Source organism: Acidimicrobiales bacterium (assembly GCA_035512495.1).
Taxonomy (GTDB): Bacteria; Actinomycetota; Acidimicrobiia; order Acidimicrobiales; family CADCSY01; genus DATKDW01.
Genome location: DATKDW010000083.1, coordinates 46,655 through 71,316, shown reverse-complemented (window position 1 = coordinate 71,316; position 24,662 = coordinate 46,655). Strand labels below are relative to the sequence as shown.

General features: G+C 72.0%; 18 protein-coding genes. 6 read left to right on the top strand and 12 right to left on the bottom strand.

Annotated features, from left to right (window positions below):
• Positions 1 to 3 precede the first annotated feature (3 nt).
• On the bottom strand, positions 4 to 609 hold the full coding sequence (locus VMN58_12405) for a helix-turn-helix domain-containing protein (GenBank protein ID HUF33999.1): 606 nt from the start codon (positions 607 to 609) through the stop codon (positions 4 to 6).
• 58 nt (positions 610 to 667) lie between these two features.
• Positions 668 to 1,642: an L-histidine N(alpha)-methyltransferase gene (gene egtD, locus VMN58_12400; protein HUF33998.1), complete on the bottom strand. Its 975-nt coding sequence runs from the start codon at positions 1,640 to 1,642 to the stop codon at positions 668 to 670.
• Between the two features lie 95 nt (positions 1,643 to 1,737).
• On the opposite strand from egtD, the gene selD reads away from it, so the two are divergent.
• The gene (gene selD / locus VMN58_12395; GenBank protein HUF33997.1) at positions 1,738 to 2,775 is read left to right on the top strand and encodes a selenide, water dikinase SelD; all 1,038 of its coding nucleotides are present in this window, start codon (positions 1,738 to 1,740) and stop codon (positions 2,773 to 2,775) included.
• Positions 2,776 to 2,853: 78 nt separating this feature from the next.
• A complete protein-coding gene (locus VMN58_12390) occupies positions 2,854 to 4,359 on the top strand; it encodes an MFS transporter (GenBank protein HUF33996.1) in 1,506 nt (501 codons plus the stop codon).
• Between the two features lie 28 nt (positions 4,360 to 4,387).
• Here VMN58_12390 and VMN58_12385 read toward each other — a convergent pair whose 3' ends face one another.
• Positions 4,388 to 4,834 carry a universal stress protein gene (locus VMN58_12385; GenBank protein ID HUF33995.1) on the bottom strand — a complete coding sequence of 149 codons (447 nt, stop codon included), beginning with the start codon at positions 4,832 to 4,834 and terminating at the stop codon, positions 4,388 to 4,390.
• Between the two features lie 156 nt (positions 4,835 to 4,990).
• Positions 4,991 to 6,091 carry an acyl-CoA dehydrogenase family protein gene (locus VMN58_12380; protein HUF33994.1) on the bottom strand — a complete coding sequence of 367 codons (1,101 nt, stop codon included), beginning with the start codon at positions 6,089 to 6,091 and terminating at the stop codon, positions 4,991 to 4,993.
• A gap of 60 nt (positions 6,092 to 6,151) precedes the next feature.
• Between VMN58_12380 and VMN58_12375 the strand changes: the two genes are divergently transcribed.
• Entirely contained in the window at positions 6,152 to 7,135 is a 984-nt protein-coding gene (locus VMN58_12375) for an NAD(P)H-quinone oxidoreductase (GenBank protein ID HUF33993.1), read from the top strand.
• 13 nt (positions 7,136 to 7,148) lie between these two features.
• On the opposite strand, the gene VMN58_12370 is transcribed toward VMN58_12375, so the two are convergent.
• The 4 genes from VMN58_12370 to VMN58_12355 form a co-directional block, all read right to left on the bottom strand.
• Complete coding sequence (locus VMN58_12370) at positions 7,149 to 8,417, bottom strand: citrate synthase (protein HUF33992.1); 1,269 nt, start codon at positions 8,415 to 8,417, stop codon at positions 7,149 to 7,151.
• Between the two features lie 256 nt (positions 8,418 to 8,673).
• Positions 8,674 to 9,990, bottom strand: coding sequence for a carboxyl transferase domain-containing protein (locus VMN58_12365; GenBank protein HUF33991.1), 1,317 nt, complete (start codon positions 9,988 to 9,990; stop codon positions 8,674 to 8,676).
• Positions 9,991 to 10,022: 32 nt separating this feature from the next.
• Entirely contained in the window at positions 10,023 to 10,940 is a 918-nt protein-coding gene (locus tag VMN58_12360) for a LysR family transcriptional regulator (GenBank protein ID HUF33990.1), read from the bottom strand.
• 304 nt (positions 10,941 to 11,244) lie between these two features.
• Positions 11,245 to 12,165, bottom strand: coding sequence for a hypothetical protein (locus VMN58_12355; protein HUF33989.1), 921 nt, complete (start codon positions 12,163 to 12,165; stop codon positions 11,245 to 11,247).
• Positions 12,166 to 12,368: 203 nt separating this feature from the next.
• Here VMN58_12355 and VMN58_12350 point away from each other — a divergent pair, with 203 nt between their 5' ends.
• A complete protein-coding gene (locus VMN58_12350) occupies positions 12,369 to 13,790 on the top strand; it encodes an HAD-IB family hydrolase (protein ID HUF33988.1) in 1,422 nt (473 codons plus the stop codon).
• A gap of 33 nt (positions 13,791 to 13,823) precedes the next feature.
• Here VMN58_12350 and VMN58_12345 read toward each other — a convergent pair whose 3' ends face one another.
• Positions 13,824 to 16,100 carry an aconitate hydratase gene (locus VMN58_12345; GenBank protein HUF33987.1) on the bottom strand — a complete coding sequence of 759 codons (2,277 nt, stop codon included), beginning with the start codon at positions 16,098 to 16,100 and terminating at the stop codon, positions 13,824 to 13,826.
• A gap of 82 nt (positions 16,101 to 16,182) precedes the next feature.
• Between VMN58_12345 and VMN58_12340 the strand changes: the two genes are divergently transcribed.
• Together VMN58_12340 and VMN58_12335 are read left to right on the top strand one after the other, a co-directional pair.
• Positions 16,183 to 16,905, top strand: coding sequence for a GntR family transcriptional regulator (locus VMN58_12340; GenBank protein ID HUF33986.1), 723 nt, complete (start codon positions 16,183 to 16,185; stop codon positions 16,903 to 16,905).
• Between the two features lie 53 nt (positions 16,906 to 16,958).
• Entirely contained in the window at positions 16,959 to 17,561 is a 603-nt protein-coding gene (locus VMN58_12335) for a hypothetical protein (protein HUF33985.1), read from the top strand.
• Positions 17,562 to 17,579: 18 nt separating this feature from the next.
• On the opposite strand, the gene gltB is transcribed toward VMN58_12335, so the two are convergent.
• The 3 genes from gltB to VMN58_12320 all read right to left on the bottom strand — a co-directional run bounded on the left by gltB (position 17,580) and on the right by VMN58_12320 (position 24,659).
• Entirely contained in the window at positions 17,580 to 22,013 is a 4,434-nt protein-coding gene (gene gltB, locus VMN58_12330; protein HUF33984.1) for a glutamate synthase large subunit, read from the bottom strand.
• A 153-nt stretch (positions 22,014 to 22,166) separates the two neighbouring features.
• Positions 22,167 to 23,090 carry a lysophospholipid acyltransferase family protein gene (locus VMN58_12325; protein ID HUF33983.1) on the bottom strand — a complete coding sequence of 308 codons (924 nt, stop codon included), beginning with the start codon at positions 23,088 to 23,090 and terminating at the stop codon, positions 22,167 to 22,169.
• A complete protein-coding gene (locus tag VMN58_12320; GenBank protein ID HUF33982.1) occupies positions 23,091 to 24,659 on the bottom strand; it encodes a lactate racemase domain-containing protein in 1,569 nt (522 codons plus the stop codon).
• Positions 24,660 to 24,662: the final 3 nt, after the last annotated feature.

The window sequence follows — 24,662 nt, the reverse complement described above, 5'->3', positions numbered from 1 at the left end:
GCGTTACGCCTCGCGGGGAGGGGCGTAGGACGCGATGAGGCGCGACCAGACCTCCTCGAGCTCCCCGACCGCGGGGCGGGGCGCGTCGAGGGCGCGGAGCACGAATGAGCCCAGCCCCACGGCGGTGGCGAGGGTCACCAGGGCGTCGGTGGAGAACCGGGGGTCGATCCCGCCCTCGTCGGCGCTGCGCTCGATGACCTCGCGGAGGCCGTCGGTCCAGGCGGTGATGCGCGGCATCACCAGTGCGGCGACCTCGGGGTCGCGGGCAGCCGCGGCGAGGGCGTCGAGCAGGACGACGTCGCGGGTGCTGCGCTCGCCCGTGAGCGACCGCATCCCGAGGGCGGTCAGGACGTCGGCGGGGCGGCCGCCCTCCCCCAGGGGGCGGGTCACTGACTGGAGCGCCCCGAGCCCGTTGGAGCCGAGCGCCTCTCCGAGCAGCGCCGCCTTGCCGGCGAAGTTGGCGTAGATGGCGCCGGTGGTGAAGCCGGCCCGGGCCGCGATCTCCTGGACGCGGGTGCCGGCGTAGCCCTTCTCGGCGAAGACCTCGAACGCGGCCGCGAGCAGTCGCTCGCGGGTGTTCAGCTCGGACGTGGTCTCACTGGTGGCCATCGTCGCCAGGATGTCCGGCTTGTGGGGATCGGCGCAACAGCGATGGGCGTGGCGCGCGTCAGCGGCGGCTGAGCGAGAGGGCGAAGTCGCCGTCGTCGTCGGTCCACCACGCGTCGAGACCGAGGCCGGCGGCGGCCAGGTCGGCCTCCACCAGGGGTCGGGTGAACTTGGCGCTGATCTCGGTCCGGACCTCCTCGCCCGCCTCGAAGGTCACCGTGGTGGCGAGGGCCTCCACCACCACGGAGGTGGCGTGTCGGGCCCGCAGTCGCATCTCGATGCGGTCGCGCTCGTCGTCGTAGCAGGCGACGTGGTCGAAGCCGTCGAGGTCGAAGTCGGCCCCCAGCTCGCGGTTGAGCACGGCGAGGACGTTCTTGTTGAACGCGGCGGTCACGCCCTCGGCGTCGTCGTATGCCCGGACCAGCCGGCTCGTGTCCTTGACCAGATCGGTCCCGAGGAGGAGGGCATCGTCGGGGCCCATCCCCGCGCTGATCTCGCGGAGGAAGGCGGCGCGCAGGTCGGGCTCGAGGTTGCCGATGGTGCCGCCCAGGAAGGCGATCAGGCGCCGGCCGCCGCCGGGGAGGCGGTCGAGGTGGTGCTCGAAGTCGCCGACGACGGCGTGCACGGCGATGCAGGGGTGCTCGGCGATGATGGCGCCGGCCGCCTCCCGCAGCGTGGGCTCGCTCACGTCGAAGGGCACGAAGCGCTCGAGGGTGCCGGCGCCGGCCAGCGCGTCGAGCAGCAGCCGGGTCTTCTCCGAGGTCCCCGAGCCCAGCTCGACAAGGGTGTCGGCGCCGGTGGCCTCGGCGATCGTGGCGGCCCGGGCCTGGAGGATTGAGCGCTCGCGACGGAAGGGGTAGTACTCGTCGAGGCGGGTGATCTGGTCGAACAGGTCGCAGCCCCGCTCGTCGTAGAGCCACTTGGGGGAGAGGGCCTTCGGCTGGGACCCCAGCCCCACCCGGGCCTCCTCGAGGAGGGCGGCGGTGAGGTCGGCGGGTCCGAGGTGGACGTCGACCTGGACGGTGCTGGCGGCCATGCGAGCGACCCTACCCAGGCTGGCTCGCCTCGCGTCCGGCACCGTTAGCATCCGGGGCGACCGCCAGCACGCCGTCCGGACGAGGGGAGGGGAGCGTGGACCGCCACAGCCGTCGGCTGACCGAGTTCAGCCACGGGGCTGGTTGAGCGGGCAAGCTCGCCCCCGGCGAGCTGGCGCAGGTGCTGCGCCGCATGGCCCCGATCGACCACCCCGACCTCCTCGTGGGCGCCGCCACGGGTGACGACGCCGCCGTCTGGCGCGTCGCCGACGACCGCGCCCTGGTGGTGACCGCCGACTTCATCACGCCGGTGGTCGACGACGCGCGCACCTGGGGCCGCATCGCCGCCACCAACGCCGTCTCCGACGTCTACGCCATGGGCGGCCGGCCGCTGCTGGCGCTGAACCTCGTGGGGTGGAACGTCGACGAGCTGTCCACCGACCTGCTCGGTGAGGTGCTGGCGGGCGGCGCCGACGTGGCGTCCGCGGCCGGCTTCGTCATCGCGGGCGGTCACACCGTCGACGACCCCGAGCCCAAGTACGGCCTGGCCGTGGTGGGCGAGGTCCACCCCGACCACCTCCTCACCAACGCCGGGCTGCGACCCGGCGACGCCCTGGTCCTCACCAAGGCGCTCGGGACCGGGGTGATCACCACCGCCATCAAGCGCGACGGGGCCGACCCCGCCTCGGTCGAAGCGGCGGTGGCCTCGATGGTGCGCCTCAACGACGTGGCCGCCCGCCTGGCGGTCGAGGCCGGCGCCACCGGCGCCACCGACGTGACGGGCTTCGGCCTCCTCGGCCACCTCCGGCGCATGGCCGACGAGTCGGGGGTCGACGTGGTCATCGACAGCCCGGCGGTGCCCCTCCTGCCCGGAGCCCGCGCCCTGGCCGAGGCCGGCGTGGTGCCGGGGGGCACGGGACGGAACCTCGAGTGGGTCGAGGACCGCCTCGACCGTGGTGGCGTCGACGATGTCACCGTCACCCTCCTGGCCGACGCCCAGACGTCGGGTGGGCTGCTGGTGGGGCTGGCGCCCGAGGCCGCCCCGGGGATGGTGGAGACGCTACGTTCGAGCGGCCACGCCGCCGCCGTGGTCGGCGCGGCCAGGGCCGGCGAGGGACGGATCCGGCTCACCTGAGCCGAGGTGACCGATGCCACGCCTGATCATCTCCCTGAGAAGCAGGAGAAAAGCGTTACGGCGCCGAAAGGGAAGTGGATGAGCGATGACGTCGAGACGAGCGCGGTCCCCGATCCGAGGACGCTGGGCGCGGTGCCCGATCCGGCGGCGTCGGCGGCGGCGGCATCGGCCGACTCCTCTCCGGTGATCCCGCCCTCGGCCACCCGAAAGGGCTCCGACTCGTGGCCGATGTGGGTCCTCGGCTTCGTGGTCCTCACCGACCAGATCGACCAGAGCATCCTGCGCGGCGTGCTCGAGCAGCTGCGCGCCGAGTTCGGGCTCTCCGACCCCCAGCTCGGCCTGCTCGCCAGCTGCTTCATCCTGGTGAACGGCCTCATCACCATCCCCGCCGGCTACCTCGCCGACCGCTGGAACCGCACCCGGACGGTGGGCCACACGATGTTGCTGTGGTCGGGCATCACCGCCATCACCGCAGCGGCACCGAACTACGGCTTCCTCGTGGCGGTGCGCTCGGCGCTCGGCTTCGGCCAGGCGATCACCGAGCCGTCGGCCAACAGCCTGGTCGCCGACTACTACCCGCTCGAGGAGCGCGGCAAGGCGTTCTCCATCCAGCAGGTCATGGGCATGGTCGGCATGGGCATCGGACTCGGCCTCGGTGGCCTCGTCGGCGCCACCCTCGGCTGGCGCTGGGCGTTCCTGATCGTCGGCAGCCCGAGCGTCGTCGTGGCCTTCATGGTCTACCGCCTCCGCGAGCCCAGGCGCGGCGCCGCCGACCGCATGCACGCCGGGGTCAGCGAGAGCGACGAGGACGACGACGGCCTCGGCCCGAACTTGCTCGACGAGGGCCTCCGGGTGTTCTTCCGGGAGATGGCCCGCGGGCTGGTCGCCGACATGAAGACGATCTCGCGGATCCGCACCATGCGCTACGCCCTCGTCGGCGTCGGGGTGCTGCTGTTCACCGTCACCGGCATCAGCGTGTGGCTCCCGTCGTTCTACGAGCGCCAGCTGGGCGTCGCGGGTGGCACGGCCCAGCTCCTCGTCGGCTCCCTGCTCATCCTCGGCGGGATTCCCGGCGTCCTCTACGGCGGCAAGGTCGCCGACAAGTACGTCACCCGGATCCAGGGCGGGCGCATGGCCATCCCTGCCATGTGCATCTTCATCGGGAACCTCTTCTTCATGGTGTCGTACGCACGCCTGGCGGTGCTGCCCACCTACCTGCTCCAGCTGGTGGGGATCTTCGCGCTCACCATGTCGATCCCGGCGCTTCGGGCCGGCCTGTCCGACGCGGTGCCCGCCAACCTCCGCGGCGCCGGGTTCGGCGCCTTCAACCTGGCCTCGGTGCTCTTCGGCCAGGCGGCCGCCCCGCTGGTCGTGTCGTTCCTGTCGAACGCCTACGACGACAACCTGCGCACCGCCTTCGTGATCATCAGCTTTCCGGTGTTCCTCGGCGCCGCCCTGCTGTTCTCGGCCCGCAAGCACCTCGAGGCCGACACCGCCAAGATCTTCGAGGCCGTGCTCACGGCGATGCAGGAGCAGAAGCAGCGCGAAGAGGAGCTCCGCCAGGGACACCTCGACGAGGTCTGAACCGGAGGAGATCCTTCGGTGAGCGTCGTCAGTCCTGGTTCTTCTCCCGGACCACGAAGACCGGGCAGGGGGCGTGGTGCAGCACGTGGTTGCTGACCGAGCCGATCAGCAGCCGCTTGAAGAACCCGGTGCCGTGGGAGGCGACCACCACGACGTCGAAGTCGCGGGCCACCTCGCAGATGGTCCGCCCCGGGTCGCCGTGGACCACCTTGGGCCGCAGCGGCACCGCGGTGGCGTCGTCGACCAGCTGGAGGACGACCTCGGCCTCGTGGGCCAGCGCTGCGGTCTGCTCCTCGCTGACGGCGGGGTCGACCATGGGGGCCACCCCGGCCTCGCCGACCGGCACCGCGGCCGGCGGCGGGGGCACGACGACGATGGCGGTGTAGTCGTGGGCGGGGCCGAACAGCTCGGTGGCCGTCTTGGCGGCGTGGGTGGCGAGATCGGAGCCGTCGGTGGCGAGCAGGATCCGGGCCATCAGGCACCCCTCGCCGCGGTGAGGCCCAGCATCGCCTCGGCGCCGGTGTGGACCTGGCGGGTGTCGAAGCCCCAGTGGCTCATGTGGGCGGTTCTCCTCGGTGGGCGGTCGCCGGCGTGGCGCCGGAGGGTTCCTCGATGCGGTGCAACCTAGTGCTCAGCCCCTCGGGAGGCCGAGCATGCGGTCGCCGATGATGTTGCGCAGCACGTTGTTGGTGCCGCCCATGATCGTGTAGGCGGGGGCGTAGCAGACCGCTCGCGACACCCGGTTCCAGAGCATGGTCTCGGGGCCGTGGACCCGGGCGCAGAACTCGGCCACCCGCTGCTCGAAGGTGGTGGCGGCGGTCTTGGTCAGCGCCGACCAGCCCTTGGGGGCCTGGCCCAGCACCTCGCGCAGGATGAGGTGGCGGCCGATCCGGTAGAACGACTCAAGGGCGGCGACCTCCTGGCGGATGCGCGGGTCGGCCATGTCGGCGCGGGGGAGCGAGTCGCGGTAGAGCGCCCGGTTGCTGAGCAGGCGGTCGATGCCGCCCCGCTCGTGCTCGAGCTGGCTCATCGTCTGCTTCCAGCTGCCGTTGAGCTCGCCCACGAGGTTGGACGCCGGCACCCGCACGTCGTCGAACATCACCTCGCAGAAGTGCGAGTTGGTGGTCATGTCAGTGATGGGCCGCACCTCGATGCCCGGCGTGTCCATGGGCACGATCAGCTCGGAGAGCCCCTGGTGGGCCTTTCCCTCGGGGTTGGTGCGACAGATCAGGTAGCAGTAGTCGGCCAGGGCGGCGAAGGAGGTCCAGACCTTCTGGCCGTTGATCACGAAGTCGTCGCCGTCGCGCTCGGCCCTGGTGCGCAGCGACGCCAGGTCGGAGCCGGAGTCGGGCTCGCTCATCCCGATGCACCAGGCGGCCTTGCCGGCGATCATGTCGGGCAGGAAGCGGCGCTTCTGGTCCTCGGTGCCGAAGGCCAGCAGCGACGGGCCCATCTGGCGGTCGCAGAACCAGGTGGCGGCGATCGGCGCCCCGTTGGCGATCATGGCCTCGAACACGAGGAACCGCTCCAGGGCGGTGCGCTCGCCGCCGCCGTACTCCTTTGGCCACGTCATGCCCAGCCACCCGCGGTCGCCGAGCTCCTCGGAGAAGGCGCGGTCGTGGCTGTTGATCCAGCTGTCCTCCTTGATCTCGAGGTCGGCGGCGGCGGCCACCGCCACCTCCTCGGCCTCGAGGCGCAGCTTCTCCAGCTCGTCCGGCAGGGCGAAGTCCATGGGCCCAGCCTACGGCGGCCCCGGTGGGGCGGCGGGCGCCCGGCGCGTAGGTTCTCGGGCATGCGTGCAGTCGTGCTGGAGTCCCATGGCGGTCCCGAGGTGCTCACCATCCGGGAGGTGCCCGACCCAGTGGCGGGGCCCGAGGAGGTGGTGGTCGAGGTCGTGGCCACGGCCCTCAACCGGGCCGACCTCCTCCAGCGGCTGGGCCGGTACCCGGGCCCCCCGATGCCCCACGAGATCCCGGGCATGGAGCTCGCCGGCCGGGTCGTCTCGGCGGGGGAACGGGTGCGGGCGTGGTCGGCCGGCGACGAGGTGATGGGCATCGTCGGCGGCGGGGCCTACGCCGAGCGCATCGCCGTTCACGAGCGCCAGCTCATGGCCGTGCCCGCTTCTGTCGGCGTGGCCGACGCGGCGGCCATCCCCGAGGTGTGGATCACCGCCTGGGATGCGCTGGTGCTCCAGGGCGGCCTCACCTCGGGTCGAGTGGCGCTCGTCCACGCCGGCGCGTCGGGCGTGGGCACCGCCGCCACCCAGGTGGCCAAGGCCATCGGCGCCCGGGTCGTGGTCACCGCCTCGAGCGCCAAGGTGGCGGCCTGCCTCGACCTCGGGGCCGACGTGGCGGTCGACTACACCAGCGACGACTTCGTGCCCGCGGCCAAGGCGGCCACCGGGGGTGCCGGGGTCGACGTGGTCCTCGACGTGATCGGCGGCGACTACCTCGCCCGCAACCTCGATGCGCTGCGGGTGGGCGGCACCATCGTCCAGGTGGGCGTCATGGGTGACGCCATGGCGACCTTCCCGCTCGGGCTCTTGCTCCCCAAGCGAGCCACCCTGAGGGGCACGGTGCTGCGGGCGCGGCCCCTCGAGGAGAAGATCGCCGTCACCCAGCGCTTCGGGCGCGAGGTGCTGCCCCTCTTCGACGCCGGGCTGGCCCGACCGGTCATCGACCGCCGCTTCGCCCTCGCCGACATCGCCGACGCGCACCGCCACATGGAGTCCAACGCCAACGTGGGCAAGATCGTCGTCGACGTGGCGCCCGCCTGAGCGGGCCGGAGTCCTAGCGGTCGCCGAGGGGCACGTAGTCGCGGGCCCCCTCGCCGATGTAGCGCTGGCGGGGGCGGGCGATGCGCTGCTCCTCGTCGTCGAGCAGCTCGAGCCAGTGCGCCAGCCACCCCGCCGTGCGGGGGATGGCGAAGAGGACGGTGAACATCTCCAGGGGGAAGCCCATGGCCTGGTAGATCAGCCCCGAGTAGAAGTCGATGTTGGGGTAGAGCTTGCGCTCGGTGAAGTAGTCGTCGGAGAGAGCGGCCTCCTCGAGCTTGAGCGCGATGTCGAGCAGGGGGTTCGAGCCGGTGATCTGGAACACCTCGTCGGCGGTGCGCTTCACGATCGTGGCCCGGGGGTCGTAGCTCTTGTAGACCCGGTGGCCGAAGCCCATGAGCCGGCCCTCGCCCTGCTTCACCGACTCGATGAACGCGGGGACCTGGTCGACGCTGCCGATGCGCTGGAGCATGTGGATGACGGCCTCGTTGGCGCCGCCGTGCAGGGGACCGTAGAGGGCGGCGCAGGCGGCGGCCGTGGCCGAGTAGGGGTCGGCTTGGCTGGAGCTCACGGTGCGCATCGCGGTGGTGGAGCAGTTCTGCTCGTGGTCGGCGTGGAGGATGAACAGCACGTCGAGTGCTCGGGCCAGCGCCGGGTTGGCGTCGAAGCGGGGCTCGGCGATCTTCCACATCATCGACAGGAAGTTGGACGCGTAGTCGAGGCTGTTGTCGGGGTAGACGAAGGGTTGGCCCACGCTGAAGCGGTAGGCAAACGCGGCCAGCGTCGGCATCTTGGCGATGAGGCGGACGACCTGCTTTTGGCGGGTGTCCTCGTCGCCGATGTCCTTGGCCGTGGGGTAGAAGGTCGAGAGCGCCGCGGTGGTCGAGACCAGCATCCCCATGGGATGGGCGTCGTGGTGGAACTGGCGCATGAAGTGCTTCACGTTCTCGTGCACGTAGGTGTGCACCGTGACCTCGTGGCGCCACGCCTCGCCCTGGTCCTTGGTGGGCAGCTCGCCGTGGATCAGCAGGTAGGCGACCTCGAGGAAGGTCGACCGTTCGGCGAGCTGCTCGATCGGGTAGCCCCGGTAGCGCAGGATGCCGGCCTCGCCGTCGACGAGGGTGATCTCGCTGGCGCAGCTGGCCGTGGACATGAAGGCCGGGTCGTAGACGTAGAGGTTCGGATCGAGCTCGCGGATGGCCGAGGCCGGGAAGGTGCCCTGCTCGATGGGGACGGTGACCGACTTGCCCGTCCGGTCATCGGTGATGGTGATCGTCTCGCTCACTGGCTCCCGTCACTCTCGTCGCGTGCGCTCTGTGTGCCCTCCCCTTTCTAGTCGGCGGGCCAACCGTGGGTTCACGGAGCCGTCGCTTCGGCCATCGATGTGGAAGGAGCGAGTCAGCTCTTCGGCTACGTGGGAGCTCGCCCTAGGGTCTCGGTCATGGACGACCGTAGCGTCATCACCGTGCTCGAGCCCCACGACGAGTACCCCCACGAGCCCGACGAGGCCCGCTGAGAGCGGCCCCGGGTCTCGCGCTGGATCAGAGCGGAAGGTTGTCGTGGTTCCGGCGGCCGAGGTGCTCGCGCTTCGACCGCAGCACGTCCAGTGCCGAGGTCACCGCCTCCCTGGTCTCGGCGGGGTCGATCACGGCGTCGACATAGCCCCGCTCGGCGGCCACCCACGGGGTGAGGAGCGTGGCCGCGTAGTCGGCCTCCGCCGCGGCCCGCACCTCGGGGGTGGCCCGGCGGTGGAGGATCTCGACCGCGCCCTTGGCGCCCATCACGGCCAGCTCGGCCGACGGCCAGGCCAGGCACAGGTCGTTGCCCATCTTCTTCGAGTCCATGACGATGTAGGCGCCGCCGTACGCCTTGCGAAGGACGATGCAGATCCGCGGCACCGTCGCCCGGGCGTAGGCACCCACCAGCTGGGCACCGTGGCGGATCATGCCCCGCCACTCGAGGTCCTTGCCGGGGAAGAACCCGGGCGTGTCGACCAGGGTGAGCAGCGGCACGTTGAAGGCGTCGCACATCGACACGAAGCGGGCGCCCTTCTGGCTGGCGGGGATGTCGAGGGTGCCGGCCAGCGACATGGGTTGGTTGGCCACCACCCCGACGGTGTAGCCGCCGATCGTCGTGAGGCACGTGACGAGGTTGGGCGCCCAGGCCGACCAGAGCTCGAGCAGCTCGCCCTCGTCGGCCACGGCGGCGACGATGTGGCGGACGTCGTAGCTCCCGGTGGCGGTGGCGGGCATCAGGGCCCCGGCCTCGGGGGTCGGCCGGTCGGGGGGGTCGTCGGTGGCCCAGGACGGCGGCTCGTCGTCGCAGCTGTCGGGGAGGTGGGTGAGGACGGCCGACAGCCACGACAGGGCCGCCTCCTCGTCGGCGACCACGGCGGCGGCCACCCCGCTGTGGCGGGCGAGGGCGTCGGCACCGCCGAGCTCGCGCGCCGTGAGGCGCTCGCCGGTGAAGGAGGCCACGGCGCCGGGGCCGACGACGTAGGCGGAGGCGGCTTCGGTGGCCACCACGACGTCGGCCATCCCGAGGAGGAGAGCGGGCCCGCTCACCGTAGGCCCCGTCACCGCCAGCAGGACCGGCACCGTGCCGCCACAGGCGGCGATGGCGCGGGCGGCGCCGCCCCAGCCGTGGAGCGCGGCGACGCCGTCGTGCACGTCGGCGCCGCTCGAGGAGATCACACCCACGAGGGGCAGGCGGGCATCGAGGGCGGCACGGGCGGCGGCGGCCAGGGTCTCCCCGCTGGTGAGGTCGAGCGCGCCCCGCCGGGTGGTCGGGTCGACGCGGGCGAGGACGACGCGGCGTCCGTCGAGCTCGGTGACCTCGGCGGTCGCCGTTCCCGGCACGTGCCCCCGAAGGGTCGTGGTGGGTCGGGAGGTCATCGGTCGGTGAGGGGGTCGAGGCCGGGTTGGATCTTCGACTGCTCAGTGACCACCTCCGCCAGGACCTCCTGCAGGGCGCGGGCGGGCGCCGACAGGAGGCCGCGCCGCCGGCGGGCTACGCCGACCTGGCGACGGCCGAGACCGGTGATCGGGATGCGCCGCCACTCACCGGTGAGCCACCGGGGCACGGCGCTGGCCGGCAGCACCGCCGCCCCGAAGCCCTCGAAGGTGAGCGAGGCGATGAGACGAAGTCCGTCGAGCTCGGCCTTGGCCTTCAGCTCGACGCCGGCGGCCGCCGCCGCCTTGTCGAGCTCGGTGCGGATCGAGTTGCCGGGCGGGGTGAGGAGCAGCTCGTGGCTGGCGAGGTCGGCGATGTCGGCGACGTCGAGTGCGGCGAGGGGGTGTGAGGTGGGCGCCACCACGATGAGGTCCTCCTCGAAGATCGGTTCGACGGCGATGTCGGGGTCGTCGACGGGCAGGTTGACCACCGCCAGGTCGACCGCACCGCTGGCGAGCTGGGGGAGGAGCGAGGTGGTGTTGCCCTCGAGGACCGCCACCTCGACCTTGGGGTGGGTGACGCCCATGGCGGTGAGCAGCGGTGGCATCAGCCAGCGGCCGGTCGTGCCGATGACGCCGAGGCGCACGTGACCGGCAACCTCGTCGCGCAGCGAGGCCACGTCGGCCGCCAGGGCGTCGAGCTCGGCGGCGATGCGTCGGGCCCGGGCCACGACCACCTCACCCTCTTCGGTGAGGCGTCCGGCGGACCGGTCGACCAGGGTGGCCCCGAGCTCGCGCTCCAGGCGGGCCACGTGGGTGGAGACGTTGGACTGGACCGTGTGGAGCACGTCGGCCGCGGCGGAGAAGGTGCCAGTGTCGGCGACCGCGGTGAGGGCGGCCAGCTGTCGGAGGTCCATCACCATCGATGATGGCACACATCGACAACATGTGTTGGACAGATGCCGTCGGCCCCGCCACACTGGTCCTCAGCGGCGGTGAGCTGACCTCCCCCCCGGTCCACTCGCCGACCGCTTCGCACACGAGAGAGACTGGCCCATCCCCCCCCGGGCCAGTCTCTCCTCGTTTTGCACCCGGTTCGCGGTTGGTGTCGCTCGACACCCGACGCCCGACGCCAGGGCCGCGGCCGCGCGAGTGGAGCCGGACGCGACACCACCCCGTCGCGGTGGCGGCGGGGTGGTGGTGGTGCAGGCGACGCTGCGATCAGGCGGCGAACCTGCGTCGCAGTGCCAGACCGCCGAGGGCGGCGGCCAACAGGCCGGCGCCGAGGAGGCTGGCGGCGCTGCCACCGGTGGCCGGCAGCGCCCGGGTCTCTTCCGGCTCGAACTGCTGGGGCAGCTCCGCGGCCGGGGCGGCGGCGCAGGTGATGGGGCCGACCTCACCGTGGGCCAGGGTCACCTGACCGAGCGGGACGTCGCCTACGGCTGACAGCACGGTGACCACCAGGGCGTCGACCTCGATGCCACCGCCCTCGGTCTCGGCGATGACGTTGCGCTCGACGTTGACCAGGACGTCGAGGCCGGACTCGGCGAGGACCGTACTGATCCCGTCGATGATGTCGGACAGCGGGCTGTCGAGGGGGACCGCCTCGCCACCGATCTGGAGGTCGACGAGCTCGGAGTTGGCGGAGTACTGCACGGTGTCGGCTGTGCAGACGGCGACGGCCTCGGCCCGGATGAGGGCGGCCGACAGGAGGGGAACATCCTCGCCGGCGGCGTCCATGAGGACCTGGGCGTTCTCGATCTCACCGAGGCCGCGGGCGTTGTAGGGGCCCTCGACGGTGTGGTCGTTCACGGTCAGGCCGCTCTCGATGTCGCTCTCCACGTGCACGTTGGCCCGCGCGGTGAGCGTGCCGCTGACCGCAAGGGGGTCGGCGGGGATGTCGATGACCGTGCTCTCGTCGTCGCCGGCCACCGCGGTGACCTCGGCGACGGGCTCGCGGGTCACGTCGGTGTCGGAGAGCATGATCTCGGCGCCGAAGCCGGCGGCCGAGCCGGAATCGATCGGGTCAGCGTTCGCCATGGGTGCCGCCAAGAGGGCGATGGCGGCGAGGCCGGTGAGGGCCACGCCAACCCGCGCCCGGAGGCCACCGGCTCTGGTCGTGGTTCGTTGGACTCTGTTCATGGGGGTCTCCGATTTGTGTGAAGCACGCGACTCGCGGACTTGTCCCACTATGCCCGCTGGCGCGGGTTCTAACACCACCCGTCGGGCGTGATACCACGAAGCGTGGGAACACTTACGACACGATCACGGAGCGTCGTGGCCTGACGGCGCACCGCGTCCGGCATGACCGTCGGTCATGGAGAGGTGAGAGGTAGCGTCGGGCCATGGCCACAGGTGCAGCGTTCTTCGACCTCGACCGGACCATCCTCAAGGGCGCCAGCGGGCCGGTCATCACCGCCGCGCTCAAGCAGGCGGGGGTCGTGCCCGACCGCGACATCCCGGGCGAGAACCTGATCTACAAGTTCTTCGACGCGGTGGGCGAGACCCTGCCGGGCATGGGCCTGGCCCGGGCCGCCGCCTCCTTCGCCTCCGGATGGTCTGCCGACGCCGTGGTGGCGGCGGCCACCGAGGCGGCCAAGGTGCTCACCGGGGCGGTGCAGCCCTATGCCAGGGAGATCATGGACGAGCACCGCCTCGCCGGCCGGCCGGTGGTGTTGGCCACCACCTCGCCGTTCGACATGGTGAAGCCCTTCGCCGACGCGCTGGGTCTCGACGACGTCATCGCCACGAGGTACGGCCGCACGCCGGAGGGCCTCTACGACGGATCGATCGTGGGGAGCTTCGTGTGGGGCCCGGGCAAGCTCGCGGCGGTGCGGGCGTGGGCCGAGGAGCACGGCGTCGACCTGCGCGAGAGCTGGGCGTACTCCGACAGCATCTACGACACGCCGCTCCTCTCCGCCGTGGGTCACCCCACCGCCGTCAACCCCGACCCCCGGCTGCGGATCCTGGCCGCGGTGCGCCGCTGGCCGACGCTCCACCTCGACGTGCCGCCCGGGGTCCCCAAGCTCGCAGGGGTCGAGCCGTTCCAGGCGCTGCGGCCCTTCATGCGCCCGGAGGCCTTCCCCTTCGCCCGCTTCGACATCGACGGCACCGACCACATCCCCACCGAGGGTCCCGCCATCGTGGTGGCCAACCACCGCAGCTACTTCGACACCGCCGCGGTGGCGCTGGCCGTCGCCCGGTCGGGGCGGCCGCTGCGCTTCCTCGGCAAGAAGGAGGTCTTCGACGCCCCGGTCGTGGGCCAGCTGGCACGTGCCATGGGCGGCATCCGCGTCGAGCGGGGCACCGGCTCCGACGAGCCGTTGGTGGAGGCAGCCCGCGCCCTGGCCGCCGGTGAGCTGGTGGCGATGATGCCCCAAGGCACCATCCCGCGGGGCCGGGCCTTCTACGACACCGAGCTGCACGGCCGCTGGGGGGCGGCCCGCCTCGCCGCCATGTCGGGCGCACCGATCGTGCCGCTCGGGCTGTGGGGCACCGAGCGGGTGTGGCCCCGCAGCGCCCGGGTGCCAAACGTGCTCAACCTCACCAGCCCGCCGCTGGTGACGGTGCGAGCCGGCGCGCCGTTCCACGTGGCCGGCGACGATGTCGACGTCGACACCAAGTCGATCATGGCGGCCATCACCGCGCTCCTCCCGCCCGAGGCCCACGTGGCCCGGGAGCCGACCGACGAGGAGATCCGCCGGGCGCTGCCGGCGGGCCACGACGGGTCGTCCGACGAGACGACCCGCCGCCCGGGCACCGACTGACAGGCAACAGGACTCGGCAGGTGACGGGCCCCGCTACGCGTCGGCCACGCGCCGGCGGATGACGTTGAGGGCGCTGCCGGCCCGGAACCACTCGATCTGGTCGGGGGAGAGGGTGTGGGTGGCCTCGAAGTCGACGGTGGTGCCGTCGGGCTTGGTGATGCGGCACCGCACCGCCACGTCGGGGGCCAGGTCGGCCAGGCCGAGCACCGAGATGCGGTCGTCCTCACCGATCTGGTCGTAGGTGACCGGGTCGGCGAAGGTGAGGCCGAGCATGCCTTGCTTCTTGAGGTTGGTCTCGTGGATGCGGGCGAAGGAGCGGGCGAAGACCACCTTGCCGTTGCGGTACCTCGGCTCCATGGCGGCGTGCTCGCGCGACGAGCCCTCGCCGTAGTTCTGGTCGCCGACGGCCACCCAGGGCTGGCCGGCCTCGTGGTAGCGCTTGGCGATCTCGGGGAACGGACGGAGCTCGCCGTCGAGCTGGTCCTTGCCCACGCCGGCCTCGCCGGTGAAGGCGTTGACCGCCCCGAGGAACAGGTTGCCGGTGATGTTCTCGAGGTGGCCGCGGTACTTCAGCCACGGACCGGCCGCCGAGATGTGGTCGGTGGTGCACTTGCCCTGGGCCTTCACCAGTACGGGCAGGTCGAGGTAGTCGTTGCCGTCCCACGCCTCGAAGGGCTGCAGGAGCTGGAGGCGGTCGCTCTCGGGGTCGACGGCCACGGCGACGGACGCGCCGAGCGCCGAGGGGGCGATGAAGCCCGACTCACCGGCGTCGAAGCCGGCCGAGGGGAGCTCCTCGCCCACGGGCGGGTCGAGGAGCGTGCCCTCGCCGCCGTCGGCGTCGGGGATCGGGTCGGTCATGGGGTTGAAGTCGAGGGTGCCGGCGAGGGCATAGGCCACGACCGTCTCGGGTGAGGTCACGAAGGCGAGGGTGGCGGCGTTGCCGTCGTTGCGCTTCGGGAAGTTGCGGTTGTAGCTGTTGATGATGACGTTGACCTCGCCCTCGGCGACGTCGGTGCGGTCCCACTGGCCGATGCACGGCCCGCAGGCGTTGGCCAGCACCTGGGCGCCGATGGCCTCGAGGTCGGCCAGCAGGCCGTCGCGTTCGATGGTGGCGCGCACCTGCTCGGAGCCGGGGGTGATGAGCAGCGGGGTGCGGGACCGCAGGCCGCGGGCCGATGCCTGGCGGGCGAGGCTGGCTGCCCGGGTGATGTCCTCGTAGGAGCTGTTGGTGCAGCTACCCACCAGGGCGCTGCTGATGGTGAGGGGCCAGCCTGCCTCCTTGGCGGCCGCGCCGATCTCGCTGACGGTGTGGCGCAGGTCGGGGGTGTGGGGGCCGTTGATGGCCGGCTCGAGGGTGGAGAGGTCGATCTCGACCACCCGGTCGTAGAACTTCGCCGGCTCGGTCAGCACCTCGTCGTCGGGTCGGAGGTGGTGGGCCACCGCGTCGGCCCGGTCGGCGATCTCCTCGCGGCCAGTGGACTTCAGGTAGCGGGCCATGGCGGCGTCGTAGCCGAACAGCGAGGTGGTGGCGCCGATCTCGGCGCCCATGTTGCAGATGGTGGCCTTGCCGGTGGCGCTGATGGTGGCGGCGCCGGGGCCGATGTACTCGACGATGGCGCCGGTGCCGCCGGCGACGGTGAGGACGTCGGCCACCTTGAGGATCACGTCCTTGGCCGAGGCCCAGCCGCTGAGCTCGCCGGTGAGGTGCACGCCGATGACTCGGGGGGCCCGCACGTTGAACGGGAACCCGGTCATGACGTCGACGGCGTCGGCGCCGCCAACGCCGATGGCGACCATGCCGAGGCCCCCGGCGTTGGGGGTGTGGCTGTCGGTGCCGATCATCATGCCGCCGGGGAACGCGTAGTTCTCGAGCACGACCTGGTGGATGATCCCGCTGCCGGGCTTCCAGAAGCCCACGCCGTACTTGGCCGACACGGTGCGCAGGAACTCGTAGACCTCGGAGTTGACGTCGAGGGCGAAGGCGAGGTCGTCGCCTGCGCCGGTGCGGGCCTGGATGAGGTGGTCGCAGTGCACGGTGGAGGGCACCGCCACCTCGGGCAGGCCGGCGGTCATGAACTGGAGCAGCGCCATCTGGGCGGTGGCGTCCTGCATGGCCACGCGGTCGGGCTGGAAGTCGACGTAGGAGCGGCCCCGCTCGATCTCCTGGCCGGGGTCGCTCAGGTGGTTGACGAGGATCTTCTCGGTCAGTGTGAGCGGGCCGAGGCGCTCCCGCCCGGCGGCCACGCGCTCGTCGAGGGTCCCGTAGACCTGTTCGATCAGCTCGATCGGCGTCCCTGCGGTCACGGCCATGGTGTGCTCCTCGTGGTCTGTGCTGCCGGCGTTGCGTCCGACCCGAATGTAGACAAGTATAGGACAAGTGGAGGCGCGACGGGTGCGGTACCGGGAGATCGCCGACGAGCTGTCGGCCAGGCTCCTCGCGGGTGAGTTCCCCGCCGGGCGCCTCCTGCCCAGCGAGTCCGAGCTCTCCGCAGCCTACGGTGCCAGCCGCGTCACGGTCCGCAGAGCGCTCGAGCACCTGCGCACCGCCGGCCTGGTCGACTCCCGCCAGGGCTTCGGGTGGTTCGCCGCCGTCGACCCCCTCCGCCAGTCACTGGGGCGGCTCGGCACCATCGAGGCCCAGCTCGCGGCCTCGGGTGTCGTGCCCGAGCGGCGCGTGCTCGGTTTCGCCTTCGTCGCCGCCCCCGCGCCGGTGGCGGCCGTGCTGGGGGAAGGGCCGGTGCTCCAGGTCCGTCGGGTGAACCTGGCCGACGGGAACCCCTTCGCCCGGGTGACGGTGTGGTGCCCGGAGGCGCTCGGCGCCGAGCTGTCGAGGGCCGACGTGGAGCGCTCGCCGTTCTACGAGCTGCTCGGCATCGAGCTGGGCGGCGCCAGCCAGGTGATCGGAGCGGTGGCAGCCCCAGCTGACGACGCCGCCGTGCTCGAGGTGCCGGCGGGCTCGCCGCTGCTGCGGTGCTGGCGGGTCACCACCTCGGTGTCGGGGGAGCCGGTGCTGGTCAGCGAGCACGTCTTCCCGGCGCATCGCACCGAGTTCGTGGTCGAGCTGTCGACCTCGGCGCCGTCGATCGCCCCCACGGGGATCCGCCTCGTCGAGTAGCCATGCTCACCGGCCGGCGGGATCAGTATCCTGACGGGCGGAGGTGATCGCTCATGTCGATCGATGTGCACCAGTGCCCACGCTGCGAGCTCCGCTTCGCCAACAGCGCCGAGCTGCGCGACCACTTCGGGCGCGATCACCATGCCGACCCGGACACCTTCGACCGCTACCGCTACCCGGCCCGATCCGCCCGCGTCGACACCGATCGCCAGCGCATCCTCCTCGTGGCCAACCAGACGCTGGGCGACGAGCGGCTGGTCGACGAGGTGCGCGCCCGCGCCCAGGCGGGGCCGGTGCGCCTCACGGTCCTCGTGCCCGCCACCCATTCCGCCCACCATGCCTCGCCGCCGAGCGGGACGGTGCCGCCTCCCGAGAGTGCCGCTGCCGGCGACGATGTCGGCCTCGCCACCGCCCGCTGGAGGCTCCGCACCACGCTCGACCGCCTGCACGATGCCGGCATCGACGCCGACGGCCGCATCGGGCACCCCGATCCGTTCGTGGCCGTCACCCGGCTCCTGGCCGACGAGGAGTTCGACGAGATCGTGCTGTCCACGCTGCCCCCGGCACTGTCGCGGTGGCTCGACGTCGACCTGCCCAAGCGCCTCGAGCACCGCAGCGGCCTCCCCGTCACCACCCTCACGCCCTCCAGCGCCTGAACCGGCGCCGACCGAAGGTCAGCTGGTGGAGGCCACCCGGACGGCGGACTGCTGCTCGATGCGGCGGACGCGGTCGACGGGCAGGACGTGCCAGAAGTGCTCCTCGGCCGCGTCCCAGTCCTTGAGCAGCTCGGCCGCCCGGGTGGAGCCGGTGAGCTCGGCGTGGCGCTCCACGAGCCAGCGCAGCTCGGTCAGCGACTCGGCATCGGGTCGCTCGGCCTCGACGAGGGCGGCGTTGAGCCGGGACATGAGCTGGGTGTTGGGGTCGAAGACGAACGCCTCCCCGCCGGTCATGCCGGCGCCGAGGTTGTAGCCGACCTCGCCGAGGACGACGACGGTCCCGCCGGTCATGTACTCGCAGCAGTGGTCACCGGTGCCCTCCACCACGGCGGTGGCGCCGGAGTTGCGGACGGCGAAGCGCTCGCCGGCGGCGCCGGCGATGAACAGGTCGCCGCCGGTGGCGCCGTAGAGGCAGGTGTTGCCGGCGAGCACGGGGTCGCCGGCGTCGTCGGACGGCGGGATGATCACGATCCGGCCACCGCCCATGCCCTTGCCGACGTAGTCGTTCGCCTCGCCGACGAGCTCGATCTCGACGCCGTTGGTGAGGAAGGCGCCGAGGCTCTGACCGGCCGAGCCACGGAATCGCACGGCGGCGGTGCCCCGAGGCGACAGCTCGCCGTACTCGAGGGCCACGGCACCTCCGAGGGCGGCTCCGATGGCGCGGTCGGCGTTGCGGATCTCGTACTCGAGCTCGATGTCGTCGCCGTCCCAGATGGCGCGGAAGGCGTCGGCGAGCAGCCGGTCGCCGAGGTCGGACCGGGCCTTCTGGATGGGGTCGGTGGCCACGAAGTGGCGGACCGCCTCGAGGTCCTCCGGCGCCTCGAGCAGAGGAGCCAGGTCGACGGAATCGGCGCGGGCATCGCCCACGGCGCGCTGGCGGAGGCACTCGACGCGCCCGATGGCCTCGTCGAGCGACCGGAGCCCCAGTGAGGCCAGCAGGTGGCGGACCTCGTCGGCGATGTACAGGAAGTAGGCGGCCACCCCCTCAGGGGTGCCGGTGAAGTTGGCCCGCAGGTTGGGGCGCTGGGTGGCGATGCCCGGCTTGCAGGTGTCGCGGTGGCACGCCCTGAGCATGATGCAGCCCTCGGCGATCATGGCGGCGGTGCCGAAGGAGTACTCGTCGGCGCCGAGGAGGGCGGCGATGGCGACATGGCGCCCGGTCATGAACCCGCCGTCGACCCGGACCCGCACCCGGTCGCGCAGCTGGTTGGCCACCAGCACCTGCTGGATCTCGGCCAGGCCGATCTCCCACGGCATGCCGGCGTGCTTGATCGACGAGAGCGGCGAGGCGCCGGTGCCGCCGTTGGCACCGGAGATGTGGACGACATCGGCCAGCGCCTTGACCACGCCGGCAGCGATGGTGCCCACGCCGTCGCCGGCGACGAGCTTCACGGAGACGTCGGCCCCGTTGACCTGCTTGAGGTCGTAGATCAGCTGGGCGAGGTCCTCGATGGAGTAGATGTCGTGGTGCGGCGGTGGCGAGATGAGCGCCACGCCCGGCTGGGTGTGGCGGAGGCGGGCGATCTCCTCCGAGACCTTGTGGCCCGGCAGCTGGCCGCCCTCGCCGGGCTTGGAGCCCTGGGCCATCTTGATCTGGAGCTCGTCGGCGTAGGCCACGTACTCCGGGGTCACGCCGAAGCGGCCGGAGGCGATCTGCTTGATCTTGGAGTTCTTGTCGCCGGTGGCCTGGCCCCGCGTGCGGAAGCGCTCGGGGGCCTCGCCACCCTCGCCGCAGTTGGAGCTGGCGCCGATGAGGTTCATGGCCTCGGCGAGGGTCTCGTGGGCCTCCTTGGACAGCGCGCCGTGCGACATGGCGCCGGTGGAGAAGCGCTTGGCGATCTCCGATGCCGGCTCGACGTCGTCGACGGGGACGGGACCGGTCTCGAGGGGGACCAGCTCGAGCAGGTCGGCGAGCTCGGTCGCCGGCCGCTCGTTGACCATGGTCGAGAAGCGCTCGTACAGGTCGTAGTCGTCGCCCTTGATGGCGCGCTGGAGGAGGTGGGCGGCCGCCATCTCCTCGGTCTCCTTGACCAGCGACAGGTCGTTGAGGGCGTCGACGACCTCCTTGCTCTTGCCGTGGTAGTCGCCGTTCTTGCGCACCCGGTAGAAGCCGGGGGAGGTGAGCTCGACGGCGGTCTCGGCGTCGGCCGGGAAGGCGGCGGCGTGGTTGGTGAGGGAGTCGGCGCCGAGGTCGTCCCAGCCGACGCCCCCGACGACGGATGCCGAGCCGGTGAAGCACACGTCGACCACCTCGGCGCCGAGGCCGATGACCTCGAAGATCTGGGCGCCGCGGTAGGAGTCGATGGTCGAGATCCCCATCTTCGACAGGATCTTGAGCACCCCCTCCTCGATGGCCGACTGGAAGCGGTGCTGGGCCTCGGGGCTGACCACGTCGCCGCTGTCGTCGGCGTCGGCCTCCGAGGCCACGGTCTGCAGCGCCAGGCGGGGGCAGATGGCGTCGGCGCCGTAGCCGAGCAGTGCCGCGAACTCGTGGGTCTCGCGGGCGCTGTCGCTGACGACGACCAGGCTCGTGCGCGACCGCAGCTTCTCGGCGATGAGGCGCTGGTGCACGGCGCCGGAGGCGAGGATCGACGGGACGGCGGCACGCTCTGGGCCGACCGCGCTGTCGTCGATGATGAGGATGCCCGTCCCGCCGCGGACGGCGGCGACGGCGTTGTCGCACATCCGCTCCACGGCCGACCGGAGGCCCGCGGGTCCGTCGGCCACGGGGAAGGTGGCGTCGAGGGGGATGGTGATGAACGGGCAGCGGTCCTCGTCGTAGAGCTGGTCGACACCGCTCGGGTACAGGAAGAACGACCGCAGGGTGAGGATCCGGGCCGCGTCGGCGCTCTCGGTGAGGATCGGCTGACGGGGCCCGAGCAGCGTGCGCAGCGTCATGACGCGGCGCTCGCGCACCGGGTCGATCGGCGGGTTGGTGACCTGGGCGAAGCGCTGTCGAAGGTAGTGCTGCACCGGTCGCGGGCGGTCGGACAGGTGGGGGAGCGGGGAGTCGTCGCCCATGGAGAAGGTGGGCTCGTGGGCGTCGGAGGCCATGGGCTTGAGCACCATGGCCAGCTCCTCCTTGGTGTAGCCGTGGGCCGCCTGGCGGCGGGCGAGCTCGTCGGGCCCGGGGGTGTCGACGAGTGGCGCCCCGCGGGAGAGGTCCCGGAAGCCGTCGGCGGCCCAGCGGGCGTACGAGCCTGCAGCGATGCGCACCTTGATCTCGGCGTCGAGCTGCAGCCCTCTGGCGGGGTCGACGAAGAGCATCTGGCCGGGTCCGAGGCGCCCCCGGGTGACGCTTCCGTGGCCCGACACGTCGACGGCGCCGACCTCGGAGCACACGGCGATGAAGCCGTCCTCGCAGGCGGCGTAGCGCAGCGGTCGGAGGCCGTTGCGGTCGAGCGAAGCACCGACCCCGAGGCCGTCGGTGAACACGAGCCCGGCCGGCCCGTCCCAGGGCTCCATGAGGGCGGAGTGGTAGCGGTAGAACCCTCGGACGTCGGGGTCGAGGTCACGGGTGTTCTCCCACGCCTCCGGCACGAGCATGGCCACGGCGTGGCGGGGGTCGCGGCCTGCGCGCACCAGCAGCTCGACGGCGGCGTCGAGCATGCCGGAGTCGGAGTCCTCGGGGTCGAGCAGCGGCCGGAAGAGCCCCTCGGCCCCGAGCCCGGCCGCCTCGGTCCCGAGCTCGGCCCGGGCGAGCATGCGATGGTGGTTGCCCTGGATGGCGTTGATCTCGCCGTTGTGGCAGATCATCCGGAACGGCTGGGCCCGCTCCCACGACGGCGCGGTGTTGGTGGAGAAGCGCTGGTGGAAGATCGTGAAGGGCGCGGCGAAGCGCTCGTCGGCGAGGTCGAGGTAGAAGTCGCCGACGGCGTCGGCGGCGGCGAGGCCCTTGTACACGACGGTGCGGAACGAGCACGACACCACGTAGACGCCCTCGGTGGTGCCCATGCGCCGGCGGAAGCGGTAGGCGGCGATCTCGTGGGCCCGGTCGGTGGTGTCGCCGGGCGAGGTGAAGGTGGCCTGGAGCATGGCCGGGCGGGCCCGGCGGGCCTGGTCGCCGAGGTGGGCGTCGTCGGTCGGCGGCTCCCGCCAGTCGACGATGGCAAGACCCTCCTCGGTGGCGGCAGCCTCGATGGCAGGACGGGGGTCGACGTCGCCGCGCACGAAGAGGCTCGCGACGCCGTTGCCCTCGCCGAAGATGGCGGCGGGGATGGGGACGAGCACGCCGGCACCGTCGGCCGAGCGGGCGTCGGCGGCGACGGCGCCGCGGTGCTTCACGCAGGCGAGGCCCCCGAGGGCGGCGGTGACGATCTCCCGGCTGGAGCGACCGTGGGCGTCGGCCACGAAGCCGATGCCACAGGCGTCACGTTCGGTCAGGGGGCGCATGGGGCTCTCCTCCGTCGGGGGGATGACCGGGACGCTTCCTCGTTGAAGCAGGGGAGGCGTCGTTGCCCATGGCCCCGGTCGTGCGAGGGACGATCGTACCTGCCGTCCCCGGCGAGCGAAGAACCGATCGGGGGTCTCAGCCGGACGCTGCTCCTACAGATCAGGCCAAGGCCGGCGGGTGCGAGACGGCCGGCCCTTGCGGTCACCGAGGGCCCACGACCGGCGCCAACCGCTCGTCGCTGGTCCCGAGAGCGAGGGTGTCGCCCCGCTGGCCGCCCGACGGCGCGCCGACCACCAGTCGGTGGACGCTTCGTCGGCGAGGGCGTCGACGGCCCGCTCGACCCGCTGGGCGAACCGAGTGGCGTTCTCGCCCTCCTCGGGCCGCATGGGCGAGCCGAAGGTGACCCTTGTGGTGCCCGGGCGCGGGCGCGTGTCGCCCCGGCCGAAGATGCGGCCCGTGCCCTGGAGGTGCACCGGGACCACCGGGACGCCGCAGCGCGACGACAGGTAGGCGGCGCCGCCGCGGTGGTCCTGGGCCCACCCGTCGGGGCTGCGGCCGCCCTCGGGGAAGATCAGCAGGCTCCACCCCTTGCCGAGCAGCTCGGCGGCCTGGTCGGCCGAGCGGCGGGTCACCTTGCTGCGCTCGATCGGGAAGGCGCCCATGGCCAGGGCCGAGAGGGCGGAGCGGGCACGGCTGGTGAAGAAGTAGTCGGCTGCCGCCCCCACCACCATGCGGTGCCGCCAGGGCTCGGGGATGGTCGTGAGCATGAGCGGCGCGTCGAGGTGGCTCTGGTGGTTGGCGGCGAAGATCACCGACCCCTCGAGGGCGGCGAGGCGGTCGGTGCCGTGGACCGTGGGCGCGGCGAGGGCTCGGACCACCGCCTTCATGGGTCCCTCGACCACCAAGAAGCGGGCGTAGCGCGCCGGCTGGCGACGGGCCCAGCCGGTGGCGTAGTGGGCGCCGGTGGTGGGCTCCTGCTCGAGCGGCTCGATGCCGAGTGGGGTGGTGGGCGCCGACCAGGGGAAGCCGGGTCGAAGGAGCCGGCGGACCGGGTCGGGCAGGCGGCGGCCGGCCACTCAGCTGACCTCGGCCACCAGGAGCGGCGGGGCGTGGAGGTGGGTGACCGATGGGTCGCGCCCCACGGTGTCCTCGGCCATCTCGAGCGCGTCTCGCATGGTGGAGGCGGGGCGGAAGCCGAGGCGGCGCACCGCCCTGGCGTCGCCGCCGACGATGATCACCGCGCCGAGGTGCTGGAGGGCGTGTGCGCACCAGTACCACATGTAGAACGGGTGCACGCCGTGGTAGGCGTAGCTCGTCCGGTAGAGGTGGCGGTACCACTCGTCTTCGGCGAACGACGTCTCGAAGCGCTTCTCGATCTCGACCGGGTCGGTGGTCTCGGCCAGCACCTGCTCGAAGAAGTCGATGTAGCTGGGGTGGTGGACCGGGTGGAAGTCCCAGGGGGTGGGGTGGGTCATGATCACCACGCCGCCCTCGCGCACCAGGGGCTTGTTGCGGTACAGGTTGAAGAAGTACCCGAGCCCCTGGCAGGCCACCAGGATCGGGTTCATGATCGAGTTCACGTTGTAGGGGCACAGGTACGGCAGCCCCATGGTGAGGATGTCGGTCTGGCCCTCCACCTGGACGAGCTGTTGGTCCCACACCCGCTGGGTGGTGATGGCGTGGACCTCCTCGATGTCGCCGGCGGTGATGCCCGTCATGTCGTGGGGCGCCTCGATCGACTGGAAGATCGCCCGGCGAGCGCTCATGGGCAGCGTGTCGAGTCCCTTCTTGGCTGCCACGAAGGTCACGCGGTCACGTGCCGTCCACTCCCACTCCCGCTTCTGGAGGAAGTCGAATGGGGCCGGGAAGGTGTCGTTGTTGAGGGTGGTCTCGATCTGGAAGATCTTGATGCCCGCCTTGCGGATCACCTCGCCCATGCGCCAGTTGGAGGAGTGCAGCTCGGAGCGGTGCTGGTCCATGAACGACCGACTGTGGCGCATGGTCTTGACGTTGTGGTGGTGGCGCAGGCTCTTGTACGACGCCAGCCCGGTGGCGGTGGACTTGTGGCCGCCGTCCATCGAGACGAGGTTGATGTTGACGTAGACCAGCAGGTCGGACTCGGCGGCCCGCTTGTTGATCTCGACCTCCTCGCCCTGCTCGGTCTCGCCCAGGTGGGCCATGCCGTCGGGGTCCTCGGCGTCGTGGTTGTAGAGGGTGCCGTCGGGGGAGAAGGCGTCGTAGATGCGGTCGCCGAGGCAGTGGCGCAGCTCGGCCTCGGTCATGCGCCGGTGCAGCGCCAGGGCGGCGATGATGTGGACGTCGTCGACGCCGGCCTCGGCGGCCAGGTCGAGCACCGCCTCGATCACGCGCTGGCGGATGTCGGGCCGGCGCATCTTCGGCAGGGGCAAGGAGATGTCGTCGAAGGCGATCGTGAGCTTCATGCCGGGGAAGAGCTGGGCCGGCAGCGGGTCCTGGCCCACCGGGTTCAGCAGGGCGTGACGGATGGCGGCCTCGGGGTCGCGCAGGGTCGGCAGCGGCTCGCCGGGGTAGATGATCCGGCTGCGCCCCACTGGCAGGCGCTCGAGGCGGAAGCCCTCACCGTCCATGAACATCGTCGGCGGGGTCGAGCGGTCGACCTCCAGCACGAA

What these genes read in the sequence shown, in the direction of transcription:
- VMN58_12355 (HUF33989.1), bottom strand. Translation starts at nt 12,165, where the DNA reads ATGAACAGAGTCCAACGAACCACGACCAGAGCCGGTGGCCTCCGGGCG.
- VMN58_12385 (HUF33995.1), bottom strand. Translation starts at nt 4,834, where the DNA reads ATGGCCCGGATCCTGCTCGCCACCGACGGCTCCGATCTCGCCACCCAC.
- VMN58_12350 (HUF33988.1), top strand. Translation starts at nt 12,369, where the DNA reads ATGGCCACAGGTGCAGCGTTCTTCGACCTCGACCGGACCATCCTCAAG.
- gltB (HUF33984.1), bottom strand. Translation starts at nt 22,013, where the DNA reads ATGCGCCCCCTGACCGAACGTGACGCCTGTGGCATCGGCTTCGTGGCC.
- VMN58_12405 (HUF33999.1), bottom strand. Translation starts at nt 609, where the DNA reads ATGGCCACCAGTGAGACCACGTCCGAGCTGAACACCCGCGAGCGACTG.
- VMN58_12335 (HUF33985.1), top strand. Translation starts at nt 16,959, where the DNA reads ATGTCGATCGATGTGCACCAGTGCCCACGCTGCGAGCTCCGCTTCGCC.
- VMN58_12375 (HUF33993.1), top strand. Translation starts at nt 6,152, where the DNA reads ATGCGTGCAGTCGTGCTGGAGTCCCATGGCGGTCCCGAGGTGCTCACC.
- VMN58_12360 (HUF33990.1), bottom strand. Translation starts at nt 10,940, where the DNA reads ATGGACCTCCGACAGCTGGCCGCCCTCACCGCGGTCGCCGACACTGGC.
- VMN58_12345 (HUF33987.1), bottom strand. Translation starts at nt 16,100, where the DNA reads ATGGCCGTGACCGCAGGGACGCCGATCGAGCTGATCGAACAGGTCTAC.
- egtD (HUF33998.1), bottom strand. Translation starts at nt 1,642, where the DNA reads ATGGCCGCCAGCACCGTCCAGGTCGACGTCCACCTCGGACCCGCCGAC.
- VMN58_12380 (HUF33994.1), bottom strand. Translation starts at nt 6,091, where the DNA reads ATGGACTTCGCCCTGCCGGACGAGCTGGAGAAGCTGCGCCTCGAGGCC.
- VMN58_12390 (HUF33996.1), top strand. Translation starts at nt 2,854, where the DNA reads ATGAGCGATGACGTCGAGACGAGCGCGGTCCCCGATCCGAGGACGCTG.